The organism is Serratia bockelmannii (assembly GCF_008011855.1).
Lineage (GTDB): Bacteria > Pseudomonadota > Gammaproteobacteria > Enterobacterales > Enterobacteriaceae > Serratia > Serratia bockelmannii.
This window is the reverse complement of sequence record NZ_VOUX01000003.1, coordinates 23,647-42,006: the sequence shown is the minus strand read 5'-3', so window position 1 is coordinate 42,006 and position 18,360 is coordinate 23,647. Positions and strand designations below refer to the sequence as shown.

Here is an 18,360-nt window from a genome sequence, read left to right as displayed (position 1 = left end):
AGCAACGCGGTCAGCGTCGGACGAGCGAATTCAGCACGGCGCTGATGCGCTCCCCTAAGCCGCGCCGGTTCACGGCTTCCGACATCATGGTGACATGATCGCCATCAACCAGGTTGACCGTCACCGCCGACGCCGGCAAATGCCCCTCCCAGCCGAGTGCCGAGCCGTCGCGGCGGTTGTAACCCGCCGGCTTGATGCGCTGCCAGTAGGCTTCCAGATCGTCGTTCAGCAAGCCGGGCATCTCCTCCACCGCTTTAAACAGGTGCAGATTAAGGCCGAGCGGCCGGATGACGCTGGCGCCGACCAGGGTCGCATAGTGATAACGCTTGCGCCATAACGCGGCTTCCTTCAGCGGATCGTCGAGGAAAGTGCTGATGCCCTGGCCGTGCAGCACCGCCAACGCCTCCTCCACCGACAGCGGCTGCAGGCGGGAGAACAGCGGCGCCTCCAGCGTCGGATGTTCCACCTCCAGCCAACTGAGGAATAGCTGTGTCGCATCGCGCATCGCCTGCTGCGGCCGCATGGTGTCGAGCAGGCCCACCAGCGCCACCTCTTCCCCCTCCGCCTGCAGCCGTTCCGCCACCATGTAGGTCAAGATCCCGCCCGAAGAGTAACCGAACAGGTGATACGGCCCGCTGGCTTGCACCTGCCGGATGACGCCGGCAACGATCTCCGCCATCGCCTCCATCGTTGCCGGCGGCGTGTCGGTCATCTCTGGCCACGGCACGGCATAAATCGGGAAGTCCGCATCGATCTCTTTGGCTATCTCATAAACATAGGAGTGATCGCCATAACCGGTCGGCATGAAGAAGACCGGCGGGCGCTGGCCGCTGCGGCGCGCCGGCAATGCCCTGAGCGGCTGTCCGCCCGTGCGCTGCTCGACATGCGCCGCCAGATCCGCCAGCACCGGGTGGTCAAAGATCGCCTGTACCTGCAGTGCGATCCCCCACTGCTGCGCCAGGCTGGCCTGACGGACCGCCAGCAGCGAATGGCCGCCCAGTTCGAAGAAGTTGTCGTGTCTGCCGATCTGCGGCAGCCCCAGCAACTCCGCCCACGCCTGCGCCAACAGCGTCTCGGTATCGCCGCGCGGCGCTTCGTAGGCTTCGCCTGCGGCGGCGGCCATCTCCGGCGCCGGCAGAGCCCGCCGATCAATCTTGCCGTTTGGCGTCAGCGGCATCGCCGCCAGCCAGACAAAGGCCGCAGGCAGCATATAGTCCGGCAGCTGCGCCGCCAGGTGCTGACGCAGCTCACCGGCCAACCCGTCGCTCGCCACGTTCTCACGCACGCTGATCCAGGCGATCAACCGCGTATCCGCACCGACGCAGCAGGCATCGACCACCGCTTCGTTCACCGCCGGGTGCGCCGCCAGGTGCGCCTCTATCTCTCCCATCTCGATGCGGAAGCCGCGAATTTTCACCTGACGATCGTTGCGTCGCTGATACTCGAGGTTGCCGTCCGCCCGGTAACGCACCAGATCGCCGGTACGATACATGCGCCCGCCCGGGTTAAACGGATCGTTCAGGAAACGTTCCGCGGTCAGTTCCGGCCGGTTGAGGTACCCCAGCGCCACGCCGACGCCGCCGATATACAGCTCGCCAATCACGCCCAGCGGCGCCGGTCGGCCGCGCGCATCCAGCACATAGGCGCGGGTGTTGCCGATCGGTTTACCGATCGGCAAACGCATGGCGCCTTGCACCTCGGCAATCGCCGCCGTCGTGGCGAAGGTCGTCGCTTCCGTCGGCCCATAGGCATGGATCAGCTGTACCGGTCCCGCTTCCTGCAGCAGGCGTTCGAAGGCGCTCGGCTCCTCCTTTTCCCCACCGCAGATCAGATAGCGCAGCTGGGCGAGCGTCGCGCCCATGCTGTACACATACTGATTGAACAACGCGGTCGTCAGGAACAGCGTCGTCACGCGATGCTGCGTCAATGCGGCGCTCAAGCGCGCCGCATCCATCACGGTTTCCGCCGGGATCACCACCAGTTCGCCGCCGTTCAACAGCGCCGCCCACACCTCCATCGTCGCGGCGTCGAAGGCCGGGTTAGCGGCATAAGCCACCCGTTCGGTCGCATCGAACGCCGCATAACGGTTGTTGATCACCAACCGAGTGATGCCCTGGTGCGGCGTCATCACGCCTTTAGGCAGCCCTGTGGAGCCGGACGTGTACATGATGTATGCCACCTCAGCGCTCGACAGCGACAGCGCCGGGTCGTTCTCGTCACCGCCGGAGATTGCCGGCCGCAGCAGCGGCAAGGTATCCCCGTCCGTCGCTTCACCGACGATAAGGCGCGCGCCGCTGTCCTCCAGGATCCACTGCTGACGCGCCGCCGGCAGCTGCGGGTCGATAGGTACATACACCGCGCCGGCCTTGAAGATCGCCAGCTGCGTCGCCACCAGATCGATGCTGCGCGTCAGACGCGTCGCCACGCGCTCGCCCGGTTGAATGCCGTGGGCGATCAGAGCATGCGCCAGCCGGTTAGCCTGGGCATTCAACGCCGCATAGCCGATCCGACGGTCGCCTTGCACGATCGCGACAGCCTGCGGCGCACGCTGCGCCTGGCGTTCAAACAGCTGATGCACGCAAAGCTCTGCCGGATAAGGCGCCGTCGTCTGATTCCATTCCTCCAGCAGCAGCCGGCGCTCAGACGGCGGCAGGATCTCCAGCTCGCTCGCCGGCAGGGTCGGCTGGCTTTCCAACGCCTGCGCCAATGAGGCCAGCGCCTGTTGCATATAGCCGCAGATCCTCGCCGCCGGCACCGGTTCGCTGACCTGCGCCGTCAGCCCCAGAGAGTCGCCGCCGTCTTCCACCGACAGGACGAACGGATAGTTGGTGCGCTCCTGCGCGCTCAACAGCGTCATGCCTTCCGGCAACACCAGCTCGCTGCCGTTGTTGTGGCGATAGTTGAGCAACGCGCTGAACAGCGGCATCCCCGCCGCCACGCCGCTGCAGCGCTGCGCCAGCGCCAGCGGCGCGTGCTCATGCTGCAGCAACCCGCTCAGCCGCGCGTGGGCCTGGCGCGCCGCCGTCGCCACATCGTCATCGCCGATGTCGAGGCGCAGCGGCAAGGTATTGATAAACAGCCCCATCGCTCGCTCGGCGCCTTCCCCCGCCTGCATGCGTCCCAGCAGCACGGTACCGAACACCACGCGGTCGTGGCCGCTGGTGCGGGCCAAGACCTGCGCCCAGGCCAAATGGCACAGGCTGGCCAGGCTCACGCCCAACCGTTTGGCCTGATGCCGCAGACGTTCGTTCAGCGCCTTGTCGATAGGCTGGTGCGCCGTGGTGACGCCCTTGCCATCGCCGCGCACGTTGCCGAGCCCGAACGGCAGCACCGGCTCTTCGATGTCCGCCAGCATGGCGCGGAAGAAGGTTTCATGTTCTTGCGCGCTGACGCTCAAACGCGCCTGCGCCACCGCATTGCGGAACGGCGGCGCGGCGCCCAGCTCGGCGCCTTTGCCGGCGAGGATCGCGGCGATCTCTTCTTCGATCAATGCCGCCGTGGAATGGTCCCCCACCAAATGATGCCATTGCTGCAGCATCCACCAACTGCCATCGCTATCTTGCGCCACCACGACGTTCAGCAGCGGCGCACGGCTGAGATCCAGACGCGCATGCTGCGGATCGAAGCGCGCCAGCAGTTGATCGCCAATCGCCTCCTGCGCCGGATCGAGCGTCAGCTCAGTCCACGGCAGCGCGGCGGCGCGCCAAACGACCTGTACCGGCTCGCGGATCGCCTCACTGATGAACGCCGTGCGCAGAATATCGTGGCGATCGATCACCTGTTGCATCGCGGCCCGCCAACGATCCAGACGCTCGCGGTTCTCAAAGCGCAACAGCGTAGACAGCAGGTACGGATCGCCCCGTTCCGCCAACAGGTGGTGGAACAGAATCCCCTCCTGCAACGGCGACAACGCATAGATATCCTGCACGTTGGCCACCCCGCCCGGCACGCGCGCCACGATGCTGTCGATCTCAACCTGGTTCAGCGAGGCCAGCGGCAGCAACTCAGGCGTGATGCGCGCGCTATCCGGCCGCAGCAGGTTCTCGGGGATCTCGATTTCGCAGCGCGCCTCCAGCGCCTCCGCCAGCGAGGCCAGCGTCGGGGCGGTAAACAGCGTTTGCACGTTCGCCGTCAGGCCGCAGCGACGCAGCTCCGCGATCAGTTTCACCGCCAGCAGCGAATGCCCGCCCAACTCGAAGAAATTGTCATGTCGGGCGACATTCGGCAGACCGAGCAATTCGCCCCAGATCGCCGCCAACAGGGTTTCCGTGTCGCCCTGAGGCGCTTCATGGCCCACGCGCGCAAAATCGCCGGCCTGTGGCGTCGGCAACGCGCGGCGATCCACTTTACCATTCGGGGTCAACGGCAAGTCGGCAAGCATCAGACAGGCCGCCGGCACCATGTAGTCCGGCAGCTGCGCCGCCAAATGCCGCCGCAGCTCGTCGGTCAGATCGCGGCCCTCGGCCTCGGCTTGCGGCACGATCCAGGCGATCAACGCAGGATGCGCACCGCGCACGTCAACCACCGCTTCGCGCACCGCCGGGTGCATTTCCAGCAGGACTTCAATCTCGCTGCACTCGATGCGGAAGCCGCGGATCTTCACCTGCTGATCGTTGCGTCCGCAGTAATCGAGGTTGCCGTCCGGCAGATAGCGCGCTAAATCGCCGGTGCGATACATGCGGCCTCCCTCGTTAAACGGATCCGCCAGGAAACGCTCGGCCGTGAGGTCTTCGCGATTCAGGTAACCCAGCGCCACGCCCACGCCGCCGATATACAGCTCGCCGATCGCGCCCAGCGGCACCGGCTGGCGATGTTCGTCCAGCAGATACACCCGCGTATTACCGATCGGCCGGCCAATCGGCAAACGGTGCCGCCCCGCCGCCACGGTGATGTGCGCCGAGGTAGCGGCAGTGGTGGCTTCCGTCGGGCCGTATCCGTTGATCAGCTGCACCCGGCCCCCCTCCTTCAGCACCCGGGTATAGGCATGAGGATCCGCCGCTTCGCCGCCGCTGATCAGGTATTTCAGCCCCGCTAACGTCGCGGGAATGCTGTGCGCATGCTGATTGAACAGCGAGGTTGGCAGCACCAGCACCGTAATCGCCTGGCGCGTCAGCAAATCGGCGAACGCCGAGGCGTCCAGCAAGACCGCCGGCGGCACTACCACCAGCGCGGCGCCGTTCAGCAAGGCTCCCCAAACTTCCAGCGTCGCCGGATCGAACGCCGGGTTGATGGCGAAAGCGATACGATCCGAGTCGCTGAACTCCGCATAACCGTTATTGATCACCAGTCGGTTGATCCCCTGATGCGGCACCATCACGCCTTTCGGCTTACCGGTTGAGCCGGAGGTGTACATGATGTAGGCCAGATCCAGACTGTTGCTCGCCAATATCGGCGCATCGGACGGCAGGTCCGCGTCATCGCTTTGAGGCAGACGAGCGACGCCGACGCCGATCTGCGCGTCGTCCTCGCCGCCATTCAGCAACAGTACTGCACCGCTGTCGGCGATGATCCAGTTCTGGCGGCCGGCCGGCAGCTGCGGATCAACCGGCACATAGGCAGCACCGGCCTTAAGGATCGCCAATTGGGCGATCACCAGGGCAGCGCTGCGCTCAAACCGGACCGCCACGCGCTGGCCGGGCTCCACGCCCGCCTTAATCAGGCGCCAGGCCAGCCGATTGGCGTGCTCCGCCAACTGTGCGTAGCAGATAAGCTGCTCGCCATCGACCAACGCCGTCGCCTGCGGCGTGCGCCGCGCCTGCTCGTCGAACAGTTGATGCACGCACGCCTGCGCCGGATACGCCCGCTCGGTGCGGTTCCACTCGTGCAGCAGCAGCTGACGTTCGGCCGCAGGCAGCAGATCGACGCGCGCCGCCGGCTGGTCAAGATCCGCCGCCATCGCTCGCAGCGCCTGCTGCAGATACGCGCCGTAGCGCACCGCCGTGTCGCGATCGAACAAGGCGCTGGCGTAGTTCAACGAGCCGACAATGCCGCTGCCGCTTTCCGCCAACTCGAGCGTCATGTCGAATTTCGCGACGTCATAGCTCAGCCCGGCATCCGTCGTTTGCAGGCCCGGCAATGCGATATCGCGCACCGAGCCGTCCTGCCAGGCCAGCATCACCTGGAACAGCGGCGTCGCGTCCAGCTGGCGCGGCGGATTGACCACCTCCACCACCTGTTCAAACGGCAGATCGCCGTTTTCCCGCGCCGCCAATACCGTCTCGCGCACGCGTTCGAGCAAGATTTTCAGCGTCGGCTCACCGCGCAGATCGACATGCATCGCCAGCGTGCTAACGAAGAAGCCGGCCAGCGGTTCGATTTCCAGCCTGCTGCGGTTGGCCTCCGGGGTGCCAATCACCACCTGCGGTTGGCCGGCCATGCGGGACAACACCAAACTCCAGGCGGCCAGCACCGTCATGAACAGCGTGCCGCCGTATTGGCGGCTCAACCGCCGCAGCGCGTCGGTGAGCGCCGCGTCGATAACCAGAGGCACCTCGCCGCCGGCGAACGACTGCATCGCCGGACGCGGCCGATCGGTCGGCAGCGTCAGCAGCGCCGGCGCATCGCCCAGCGTCTGGCGCCAGAACGCCGCCTGCTCGGCCAACCGTTCCTGCGTCAGCCACTGGCGCTGCCAAACGGCATAATCGACATAGTGCACCGCCAGCGGCGGCAGCGGAGACGGTTCACCGCGTTGGAAGGCGCCATACAATGCGCTCAACTCCCGCATCAGGATCCCGGTAGACCAGCCGTCGGAAACGATATGGTGGCAGGTCAGCAGGAACAGATGCCGCCGCTCGCTCACTTGCAGCAAGCAAGCCCGCACCAGCGGCCCCCTTTCCAGATCGAACGGCGCTTTCATCACCGTTTCGGCTAGCGCGTGCAAACGTTGCTCCGCATGACGCTCGCCGCGCAAGTCGTGATGCGCCAGCGGCATGGCCGCCTCCGGCAAGATCCGCACCTGAGGTTGCCCATCCTGGCAAACAAACACGCTGCGCAAGGCTTCGTGGCGGGCATACAGCGCGTCGAGGCTGCGTTGGAACGCCGGCGCATCCAGGTCGCCGTCAAGGCGCAACGCCAGAGGGATATGGTAAGTCTCGCCGATCCCGCCCATTTGGCTCAGGAACCACAGCCGCTGCTGGGCAAACGACAACGGCAATGCGTCGTGACGTGGGGTCGGCACGATGGCCGTCGGCGGCGCCGCCCCCTCCCGTTCCAGCCACTGCGCCAGCGCCTGCAACACCGGCGCAGCGAACAGCGCCGACAGCGGCAGCCGCCAGCCGGCCTGCTGTACCCGATTGGCCAACTGTACCGCCAGCAGCGAATGTCCACCCAGAGCGAAGAAATCATCATGACGACCGACGCGTTCAACATTCAGCAACTGACGCCAAATGGACGCCAGCAGGCGTTCTCGTTCATTGGCCGGCGCTTCATAAACGGCGCGCGCGGCGGCCCCCAGCTCAGGCGCCGGCAGCGCGCGTTTGTCCAGTTTGCCGTTGGTGGTCAGCGGCAACGCGTCCAGCCACACAAAGGCCGTCGGCACCATATAGTCCGGCAGACGGCCGGCCAGATGCTGGCGCAGCCGCAGCGCCAGCGTTTCCCGATCTCCCCCTTCGCCCGGCACCGCCCAGGCCACCAAACGTTTGTCGCCGCCGTTGTCCTGCCAGGCGTCAACCGCCACGCTGCGGACCTCAGGATGGTCCAGCAGCGCCGCCTCCACCTCACCGCACTCAATGCGGAAACCGCGAATTTTCACCTGCTGGTCGTTGCGCCCCAGGTACTCCAGCTCACCGTTCGGCAGATAGCGCGCCAGATCGCCGGCACGATACATCCGTTCTCCCGCCACGAAAGGATCGTCGAGGAAACGTTGCGCATTCAGCTCCGGCCGATTCAGGTAGCCGCGCGCCACGCCCAGCCCGCCGACATACAGCTCACCCACTGCGCCCTGCGCCACCGGCTGACCGTGTTCGTCAAGCAGATACAGGCGCAGATCCGGGATGCGGCGGCCGATCGGGCTGCCGCTGCCGGTGATGTCCGCAGGAGACATTTCCCGGTAGGTGACGTGCACCGTCGTTTCCGTTATGCCGTACATATTGATTAACCGCGGCGCGTCCGGCCGATTACGGGCATACCACGGCGCCAAATCGGCCGGATTCAGCATTTCGCCGCCGAAGACGATGTAGCGCAGCCGATGCGGCGTGTCGTCCTGAGCTTGAATGAACGCTTTAAAGGCGCTTGGCGTCTGATTCAACACCGTCACGCCCTGGTGACAAACCAACTGATAGAACGCGGGGGCAGAGCGCGCCGTTTCCTGCGGCACGATCACCAACCGGCCGCCGTGGCGCCACGCGCCCCAGATTTCCCATACCGAGAAATCGAAGGCGAACGAGTGGAACAGACACCAGACATCCCCGGCGTCAAAGCCGAAACCGGCGTCGGTCGCGGTAAACAGGCGCTCAACCTGACGGTGTTCCACCATCACGCCTTTCGGCTTACCGGTCGATCCGGAGGTATAGATCACATAGGCCAGATTGGCCGCCGTCAGCCCCGCAACCTGCGGATTGGCGGCCTCGGTGCCCCAGTCTTCCTCCAGCGCCATCGTCGGCACATCAGCCCCGCTCAGCGCCGAACGCCCTGCGGCGTCGGCCAGCAGCAACACCGGCCGGGCATCGTGTAAAATGTACTCCAGACGTTCGCCGGTATAAGCCGGATCGAGCGGCACATAGGCGCCGCCCGCTTTCAGGATCGCCAGCAACCCGACCAGCATCGGCGTGCTGCGCTCCGCACACAGCGCCACCAGACGATCGGGCCCGACGCCGCGCGCGATCAACACCTGCGCCAACGCGTTGGCTCGTTCATTGAGCGCCCGATAGCTGAGGCGTTCTTCTCCGCACACCACGGCGATCGCCTCTGGCGTGCGCAGCGCCAGCCGCTCCAGGTGATGGTGCGGGCAGAGATCCGCCCGCGGTTCGTCCGGCGTCCGGTTCCAGCCATGCAACAACCGCTGCCGTTCGTTCTGCGGCAACAGCGCAAGCTGCGAAACCGGCTGCGGCGCCGCCAACGCGATGCTCTGCAACACCTGGCGCAGATAGATCCCGTAGCGCTCGGCGGTTTCACGATCGAACAGCGCGGTGGCGTAATACAGCGAACCGGCGATCTCTTCGCCGATCTCGGTCAGATCCAGCGTCATGTCATATTTCGCCGCGGCATAGCCGGCATCGATCGCTTCCGCCTGCAGCCCCGGCAGGCCGATGTCGTGCACCGAACCGTCCTGCCAGCTCAGCATCACCTGGAACAACGGAGTATGGCCACGATGACGCGGCGGGTTCACCTGTTCAACCACCTGCTCGAAAGGCAGATCGCCATGATCGCGCGCCGCCAGCAGCGTATCGCGCACGCGCAGCGCCAACGTCGACAAATCCGGATCGTCGGACAGATCGATGCGCAGCGCCAAGGTGCTGACGAAGAAGCCGATCATCGGCTCCGTTTCCAGCCGGCGACGGTTGGCCTCCGGCGTGCCGATCACCAGATCGCGCTGCCCCGACAAACGGGACAGCACGACGCTCCACGCCGTCAACAGCGTGATGAACAGCGTGCATCCCTGACGCAGGCTGAATTGCCTCAGCGCTGCAGTCAGTTCGGCATCGAGCGAGACGGCCACCCGATCCCCGGCGAATGACTGCACCGCCGGGCGCGGACGGTCGGTCGGCAGCGTCAACAGCGCTGGCGCATCGCCCAACGTCTGGCGCCAATAATCGGCCTGCTTCGACAACCGCGCCGGCTGCAACCATTGCCGCTGCCAGTGGGCGTAATCCGCGTATTGCAACGCCAGCGGCGGCAGCGGCGATGGTTCGCCGCGACACAACGCGCCATACAACGCACCCAGCTCCCGCAGCAATATGCCGTTCGACCAACCATCGGAAATGATGTGGTGGCAGGTCAACGCGAACAGCTGTTCCTCGTCGCTCAGCCGGATAAGGCTGGCGCGCAACAGCGGGCCCCCGGCCAGAGCAAAGGGCGCCGCAGCCTCTTCCCGTATCAGCATGGCGGCGCGCGCCTGCGCATCCGCGACGCCGCGCAGATCGTGGATTGTCAGCGGCAAACCGGCGATCGGCAAAATGAGCGCCTGCGGCTGGCCGTCGCGGCTGATAAAGACGGTGCGCAACGCGTCGTGGCGCGCATAAAGCGCGTCGAGGCTGCTCTGCCAGGCGGCCAGATTCAGCGGCCCACGCAACCGCAGCGCCAGCGGCATGTGGTAAATTTCGCTCATGCCGTCCAGTTGGGTCAGGAACCATAGGCGCTGCTGAGCGAACGACAGCGGTAAGGCCGCATCGCGCGGCGCAGGCAGAATCGGCGGCAGGCTTTCCGCCTGCGTGATCTGGCGCGCCAGCGCCTGCAGGACCGGGTTGGCGAACAGCGCCTGCAGCGACAGCGGCAACCCGCTTTGCTGCAGGCGGTTGGCCAAACGCACCGCCAACAACGAATGGCCGCCCAGGGCGAAGAAGCTGTCGTTGCGGCCAACCTGATCCACGCCCAGCAGTTCTTCCCACAGCGCAGCCAGACGCTGCTCGACGTCCCCCAGCGGCGCCTCGTAGGCTTCACGACGATAGGCCTCGCCCGACGGGTCGGGCAATGCGCGGCGATCGAGCTTGCCGTTTGGTGACAGCGGCAGCGCCTCCAGCAGCACGCAAGCGGCCGGCACCATGTAATCCGGCAGTTTGTCGGCCAAATGCCGGCGCAGCACCTCCGCCAGCGACGCCTCATCGGCACCTGGCTGCGGCACCACCCAGGCGATCAGGCGTTTCTCACCGCCGTCGCCGCCGCGCGCATCCACCACGGCTTCGCGCACCTGCGGATGCGCGGCCAGCACCGCCTCTATCTCGCCGCATTCGATACGGAAACCGCGGATCTTCACCTGCTGATCGTTGCGGCCCAGATACTCGATATTGCCGTCCGGCAGGTAGCGAGCCACGTCGCCGGTGCGGTACATGCGGCCGCCGTGGCCGGCATCGAACGGATCGGCCAGGAAGCGCTCCGCCGTCAGTTCAGGCCGGTTGAAATAGCCGCGCGCTACCTGGATGCCGCCGATATACAGCTCGCCAACCGCCCCCAGCGGCACCGGCTGCCCTTGTTCATCAAGCAGATAGATCCGCGTATTGGCCACCGGCCGCCCAATGGGCACCGACACCAGCCCGGGTTGGCGGGTGCAGTGCCAAGCGGTCACGTCCACCGCCGCTTCGGTCGGACCATAGAGGTTATGCAACTCGACATGCGGCATCTGGCGGTAGAACTCCGCCACCAGCGAGGCGGGCAGCGCCTCGCCGCTGCACATGACGCGCACCACCTGCCCACAGCGGCGGCTCGCGCCTTCATACAGCAGGAAGCTTTGCAGCATCGACGGCACAAAGTGCAGCGTTGTCACGCCATACTGTTCAATGGCACGGCTCAGGTACTCCGGATCCTTGTGGCCTTCCGGGCGCGCCATCACCAGGCGCGCGCCATACATCAACGGCCAGAAGAATTCCCACACCGAGACGTCGAAGCCGAACGGCGTTTTCTGCAGCACCGTATCCGCCGGCGTCAACCCATAAGCCTGCTGCATCCAGATCAGGCGGTTAACGATGCCGCGATGCTCATTCATCGCGCCTTTCGGTTTTCCGGTCGAGCCGGAGGTATAAATCACGTAGGCCAAATGATTGGGCTGCGCGCGCGGCGCCGGGTTATCGGCGTTCAGATCGTCCGGCAACGGTTCATCCAGCGCCAGCAGCGGCACCGCGTGTTCGCCCAGCGCCGCGCGGCCGGCGGCGTCTGCCAGCAGCAGCACCGGATCGGCGTCCTGCAGGATATATTGCAGACGTTCGCCCGGATAAGCCGGATCCAGAGGCACATAGGCGCCGCCGGCCTTGAGGATGCCGAACAATGCCGTCACCATCGCCAGGCTGCGCTCGGCGCACACCGCCACCCGGCAATCCGGCCCGACGCCGCACTGCATCAGCGCGTGCGCCAGGCGATTGGCCTGCGCGTTCAGTTGGGCGTAGCTCAGTTCGGCGTCGCCGCAAACCAGCGCCACGGCGTCCGGCGTGCGGCGCACCTGCGCTTCAAATAGCCCATGCAGGCAAACGTCCTGCGGATAAGGCTGTGCCGTTGCGTTCCAACCATTGATCAGCAAGGCGTACTCGTCGTCCGGCAGAATCGACAGTTCACGTACCGGCATTTCCGGTGTGTGTTCCAGCGCATTCACCAGAGCGGTCAACGCCTGTTGCATATAGCGGCACACCCGCGAGGCTTCGATGGGGTCGATGACCTGCGCCGTCAACGCCAGCGAATCCATGCCGTCGTCCACCGACAGCACGAACGGGTAGTTGGTGCGTTCGTCCGCGCCGATCAGGCTGACCCCTTCCGGCAGCGCCAAGGCTTCCCCGTCGTTGTGGCGGTAGTTCAGCAGCGCACTGAACAGCGGCGCACCGCTTTTCACGCCGCTGCAGCGCTGCGCCAACGCCAGCGAGGCGTGCTCATGCGCCAGCAAGCCGCTCAGGCGCGCATGCGCCTGCCGCACCGACGCCTCAACGCTGCGCCCGTCCATATCCAGCCGCAGCGGCAGCGTATTGATGAATAGCCCCAGCGCCCGGTCGGCGCCTTCGCCCGATTCCATGCGGCCCAGCAGCACCGTGCCGAACACCACGGCATCACGCCCGCTGGTGCGCGCCAGCACCTGCGCCCAGGCCAGATGACACAGGCTGGCCAGGCTGACGCCCAGCCGCTTCGCCTGTCGACGCAGGCCGGCATTCAGCGCAGGCGCCAGCGCCAGACGGCCGGTATTGGCGCACTGTCCGTCGCCGTGTACGTTGCCGAGCCCGAACGGCAGCACCGGTTCGTCGATATCCGCCAGCATGCCGCGGAAGAAACGCTCATGTTCCTGTTCGCTGAGCCCCAAACGCGCTTGCGCCACCGCATTGCGGAACGGCTGCGCGCAGCCCAGCGTATCGCCGCGCCCGGCCAGAATGGCGTTGACTTCTTCTCCCATCATCGCCAGCGTCGAGTGGTCGCCAATCAGGTGGTGCCACTGCTGCAAGACGTACCAGCTGCCGTCGCTCTCTTCGGCGATAACGTAATACAGCAGCGGTGCCCGCGTCAGATCCTGCCGGATCCGTCGGGGGTCGAAGCGCGCTTCCAGCTGACGGCCGACCGGCCCCTCGGCCGGATCCAGCGCCAGCTCGATCACCGCTAAACGCGCCCGACGCCAGACGACCTGTACCGGTTCGGACAGCCCCGCACCGACAAAGGCCGTGCGCAAAATGTCATGACGCTCCACCACCTGCTGCATCGCCGCCAGCCAGCGATCGAAACGCGCCCGGCTGTCGAAACGCAGCAGTGCCGACAGCAGGTAGGGGTCGCCCTCTTCCGCCAGCATGTGGTGGAACAAGATCCCTTCCTGCAACGGGGAAAGGGCGTAGATATCCTGTACGTTGTCGATGCCCCCCTCCACACCGTCGACGATCTGATCGATCTCCGCCTGAGTCAGATCGGCCAGCGGCAGCATCTGCGGCGTGATTGCACGGCAGCCCGGCGCAATCACGTTTTCCGGCACCTGAATCCGCTGCTGCGACACCAGCGTTTGCGCCAGAGCCGACAGCGTTGGCGTGGAGAACAGCGCCTGAACGCTCGCCGACAGCCCGGCCTGGCGCAGCTGCGCCATCAGCTTCACCGCCAGCAGCGAATGGCCGCCCAACTCGAAGAAGTTGTCGTGACGCCCCACGCGTTCAACGCTCAGCAACCCCTGCCAAATCTGAGCCAGCAGCGTTTCGGTTTCCCCCTGTGGCTCGACATAGGCTTCGCGCATGGCGGCGTCCGGCGCCGGTACCGGCAACGCGCGCCGATCCAGTTTGCCGTTCGGCGACAGCGGCAGCGCCTCCAGCCACACAAAGGCCGTCGGCACCATATAATCCGGCAACGTTGTAGCGAGTGCCCGGCGCAACGTCTGCGCCAGCGCCTCACGCTCCGCCTCCGGCTGCGGCACGATCCAGGCCACCAGACGTTTGTCGCCTTCGCCATCCGTGAGCGCATCCACCACCGCGTCGCGCACGGCGGCATGCATAGCCAGCTGCGACTCGATTTCACCGCATTCAATGCGGAAGCCGCGAATTTTTACCTGCAGATCGTTGCGGCCCAGATACTCCAGGCTGCCATCCGGCATATAGCGCGCCAGATCGCCGGTGCGGTACATGCGGTCGCCCGGCGCGAAAGGATCGGCCAGGAAACGCTCCGCCGTCAGCGCCGGCTGGTTCAGGTAACCGCGCGCCACCTGCGCGCCGCCGATATACAGTTCACCCACGGCGCCCAGCGGTACCGGCTGGCCATCGTCATCCAGCAAGTACGCCCGGCCGTTGGCGATAGGCCGGCCGATAGACGGCATCGCCGTACCGACCGCCGGCTCGCCCGAAGTCGCTACCACGGTCGTCTCCGTCGGCCCATAGTTATTCACAATGGTTACACCAGGCGGCGCCGGCAGCGGCCAGCGGCGAATGCTGTCGCCGCCGATCAGCAGCATCCGCAGATCGGCAGGCATCTCGCCCATCAGTGCGATCTCAGCCAGCGGCGTCACCATAAACCCGACCTGCACACCGCTGCCACGCCACCATTGCAGCAGCGCTTCGCCATTGCCCGCCGCCTCTGCCGGTGGCAGCAGCAGCGTCGCCCCCTGCGTCAACGTCGGCCAGATTTCCCAAACGCTGGCGTCAAAACCCAACCCCGCCATGCTGGTCGTTCGCTCACCAGCCTGCAAACCGGTCGCTTCGCAGTGCCACATGATCAGGTTGATCAGGTGCGCCTGCTCCACCATTACCCCTTTCGGTTTGCCGGTCGAGCCCGAGGTGTAAACCACATACGCCAGGCTGCCTGGCTGCGCGCGCGGCGGCAGGTCGTGATCCTGCTCTGGCAGCGCGTCTTCCAGCGCCAACAACGGCGCTGCTACCGCCCCCAGCGCGGCGCGGCCGGTACTATCCGCCAACAGCAGCGCCGGCGCGCAGTCCTGCACGATATAGTGCAGACGCTCAGCGGGATAAGCCGGATCCAGCGGCACATAGGCGCCGCCGGCTTTCAGGATCGCCAGCAGTGCGACGATCATCTCCGGGCTGCGCGCGGCGCAGACCGCTACGCGGCTTTCCGGCCCTACGCCGCGTGCCGTCAGGTAATGCGCCAGCCGGTTGGCGCGCGCGTTCAATTCCGCATAGCTCAGCGACATCGCCCCCTGAGACAGCGCCGGCACCGTCGGCGTACGCCGCGCCTGCGCTTCAAACAGGGCCGACACGCTCGACGCCTGCGGGAAAGCCCGGTGCGTGCGGTTGCGCACGTTGAGCAATAGCTCTCGTTCCGCCTGGCTCAGTAAACGATCGCCTCGCACCGGCGCATTCGGCGCCGCAGCGGCCTGCCGGAGCAGCAATAGCAGATGCTGCGCGGCACGCAGCATCTGCTCGTCCCCCACCGCGGCGCTGTCGTACACCCAACGGAAAGCGGCGTTGCTTTCACAGATTTGCAGCACTGCCCGAGCGCCGGAGCGTTTCACCGCCGCTGCGCCCTCCTGACTGTCGTCGAATCCCGGCGAGGTGTCGCGGCGCAATAGCGTCACGACGGTTGACCAGGCGCGCGAACGCGTGTCCAGGCCGAGCAATGCCGGATGGTAGGCGCGACGCGCGCGCGCCTGCTGCCATTCGCGTCGCATCTGCACCTGCGCCTCGGCGAAACCCAGCGTCGGATTCAGCGAGATCTGCAGCGGCAGTGTCCAAACCTGGCCCGGTTCGCCGATGACGTCGTCCGTCGCGTTCAGCCAGCCAAGTTGGAAATCACTTTCGCCGCCCATCAATCCCAGATACAGCGCCAGCCCGGTCAACACCGCTTCAACCTCGATCTTGCCCGCGTGTTGCCAGGCCGTAGCCTGCCATGCCGGCCGGGCTTCGCGCTGCCAGGCCACCGGGAACGCCGCCGGGGCAAACTGCGCCAATCGCGGTTGCCAGAAGGCCGCATGATGCCCACCGGCCGCCTGTCGCTCCTCCAATCGTTTCGCCTGCGAAGGATCAAGCAACGGTAACGGCTCGCCCACCGTCAAACCATGCAGCTGCGCCAGCGCTTCCCCCGCCGTCAGCTCGCCTTCGGCGGTGAACCAACCCCCGATCCGCACCGCCCCTTCCGCCGTGGCGATATTCCAACCCGCATCGTCGACGCAGAGCAGCGTACCGGGTGGCGCATTGTCGGCGTCAGGCAGCATTTCCAGGCGCCCAACGCCCAGCGCCCGGTCGGCCAACAGGATTTTCAGCGGGCAATTCCCCGCAGGATGGCCGAGTGACGTCGCGAGGCGCACCAGCTCAGCAGCAGGGCGATCCCAGCGGATGAAGCCGGCGGCCGGCGGCAGTCGACGGAGATCATAGAAACTGCCGCTGACGTCCGCTTCAGGCTGCGCAGAGATCTGTTGCATCACCTGGGCAATGCTGCCTTCAGGTTGTTCAGAGAGGAGCCGCAGAATAAATTGGAAACGCCGTTGTAAACTCTCAAGCTGGCTTAATGAATGGGCATGCGGCGCATCGGCAAACATGACGTCCAACTCTTGCGCCTGCTGATCTTCGTAAAATAGAATTTGCATATCGCTGACGGCGATGTTGCCACCGTAGTACCAACGTGTCTTACATCCCCAAAACGGATCGCCATGATCGAAGGAAACGATATTGATGGCGGGACCAAACCAGGATGAACTCATGGTGCTGCGATCGCGACGAATATCCTCACCGCGATATAATTGCCGACGAACCACTTTGGCTATTTCCGCAGCGACCTGTTGTGCAAAATCAGCCAGACGACTTTCAGGGTTAATAGCTAAAATCAGTGGCACCACATTCGCAGTCATACCAATACTGTTTCGCTCTCGCGTACCGGTCACCGGCAGGCTGAAATTCAATAAGGTCTGACCAGTAATACTATGGAAACATAATGCGACGGCCGCCGCCAATATATGAGCGCGATGTACGCCGGCTTTTTCCGCCCCCCGATCAATCGCCGCTATCTCATTTATTTTTAATGTGTGATTGCTGATTTGCATGGACGAATAAGGGACGAGTTTCTCCTGACGCGTCAGGCTATGAGGCGCGGCGAGCGTATAGCCTTGCCAGAACTGTTTATCGGTGGCGAAGCGGGAAGAATCGCGGTACTGCAGGTCGTGTTCATAGAGCCGGGTAAAACTGCAATTGCTGAATTCAGGAATGTTTTTTTTCTCAGCCAATGCGTTGTAATACAGCGCGATACGACGCATAAACTCTTCGGCGCTGCGGCCATCTACCAGCATGTGGTGAAAACGTCGGTAGAGGATATAGTTGCCCGGCGCCAACGTCAGTAAGGCAAAACCGAACAGGTCCTGATCCAGCGCGGAGATCACGCGATCGGCATCTTGCCGCATCCAGCGCTGCGCCGCCAGCTCAGGGTATTCCTGGCTGCTGAAGTCATGCACGGAAAGCGGGTCATGACTGCGTGCCGCACGGTATTGATAAAGCTCGCCGTCTTGTTCGGTGAAATGGGCCTGCATCGCCGGCGTTTCTTCAATGATCGCGTCTATCGCCTGGCGCAGCAGGGCTATCTGCAACGGCCCTTGTATCGTGCCGTATCCCCACATATTGAATGGCAAGCCTTCAGACATGCTGGCGCTCAGCCAAAGCTCGCGCTGAGCGGTGGTAATTTCATGCAGTTCGACTTTTTCCAACGAAATATGAGCACCCGTACGGAATTCCCCACTCTTCACATCAGTTTGTTTGTTCATAATATTCTCTAGCACGTTTTCATTACGTTAATGAAAGGGTCCGTCCGGATTTAGGCAAAGCCTGGCCGTCCGACAGTTCAAGTCAGAATAAAAAACCGTAGAAAAGCTGGGTCTCCCCCAACTAAGAAAGAATGAAATGGTTAATCCAGAGGTTCCCCCTGTGCCTCAATTTGCTGAGGTGTGAAGTATAGGAGAGGATATTTTTTTTGGCGAAATGTGCGAAAGGGGATAAATGATCATTTTATTTCCCCGATATTACTCAGGGATGACGAGCGTATTCCGCTTTTATTAACTCGATATAATTATGGAGAGATTAATATTATTTTGTATTATTCACAACAGTTAATGTGCAACAATACTTACGGTAAGAGCCCCTCCATATCAATAAGTTATACTTTATTGTTTTAATGATAATAATTTATTTTTTAATTAATTTACTTCCAATTAAAATGGACGGCGATTTTGCCTGCGGCGCATCTATCGTTTTTTGTTATAACGATGAGAAAAATTATGCTGAAAAATTTCTTCGTTTTTTCTGGCATCCACCAACGGCACCGTTCCCAACGACA

General features: G+C 64.1%; 1 protein-coding gene. It reads right to left on the bottom strand.

The genetic code is table 11. The annotated features are described in order from the left end of the window. Nucleotides 1-10 precede the first annotated feature (10 nt). Entirely contained in the window at nucleotides 11-17,791 is a 17,781-nt protein-coding gene (locus tag FOT55_RS04705; RefSeq protein WP_147823177.1) for a non-ribosomal peptide synthetase, read from the bottom strand. Nucleotides 17,792-18,360: the final 569 nt, after the last annotated feature.

Coding starts and splice junctions, on each gene's coding strand:
- FOT55_RS04705 (WP_147823177.1), bottom strand. CDS start 17,791: ATGAACAAACAAACTGATGTGAAGAGTGGGGAATTCCGTACGGGTGCT.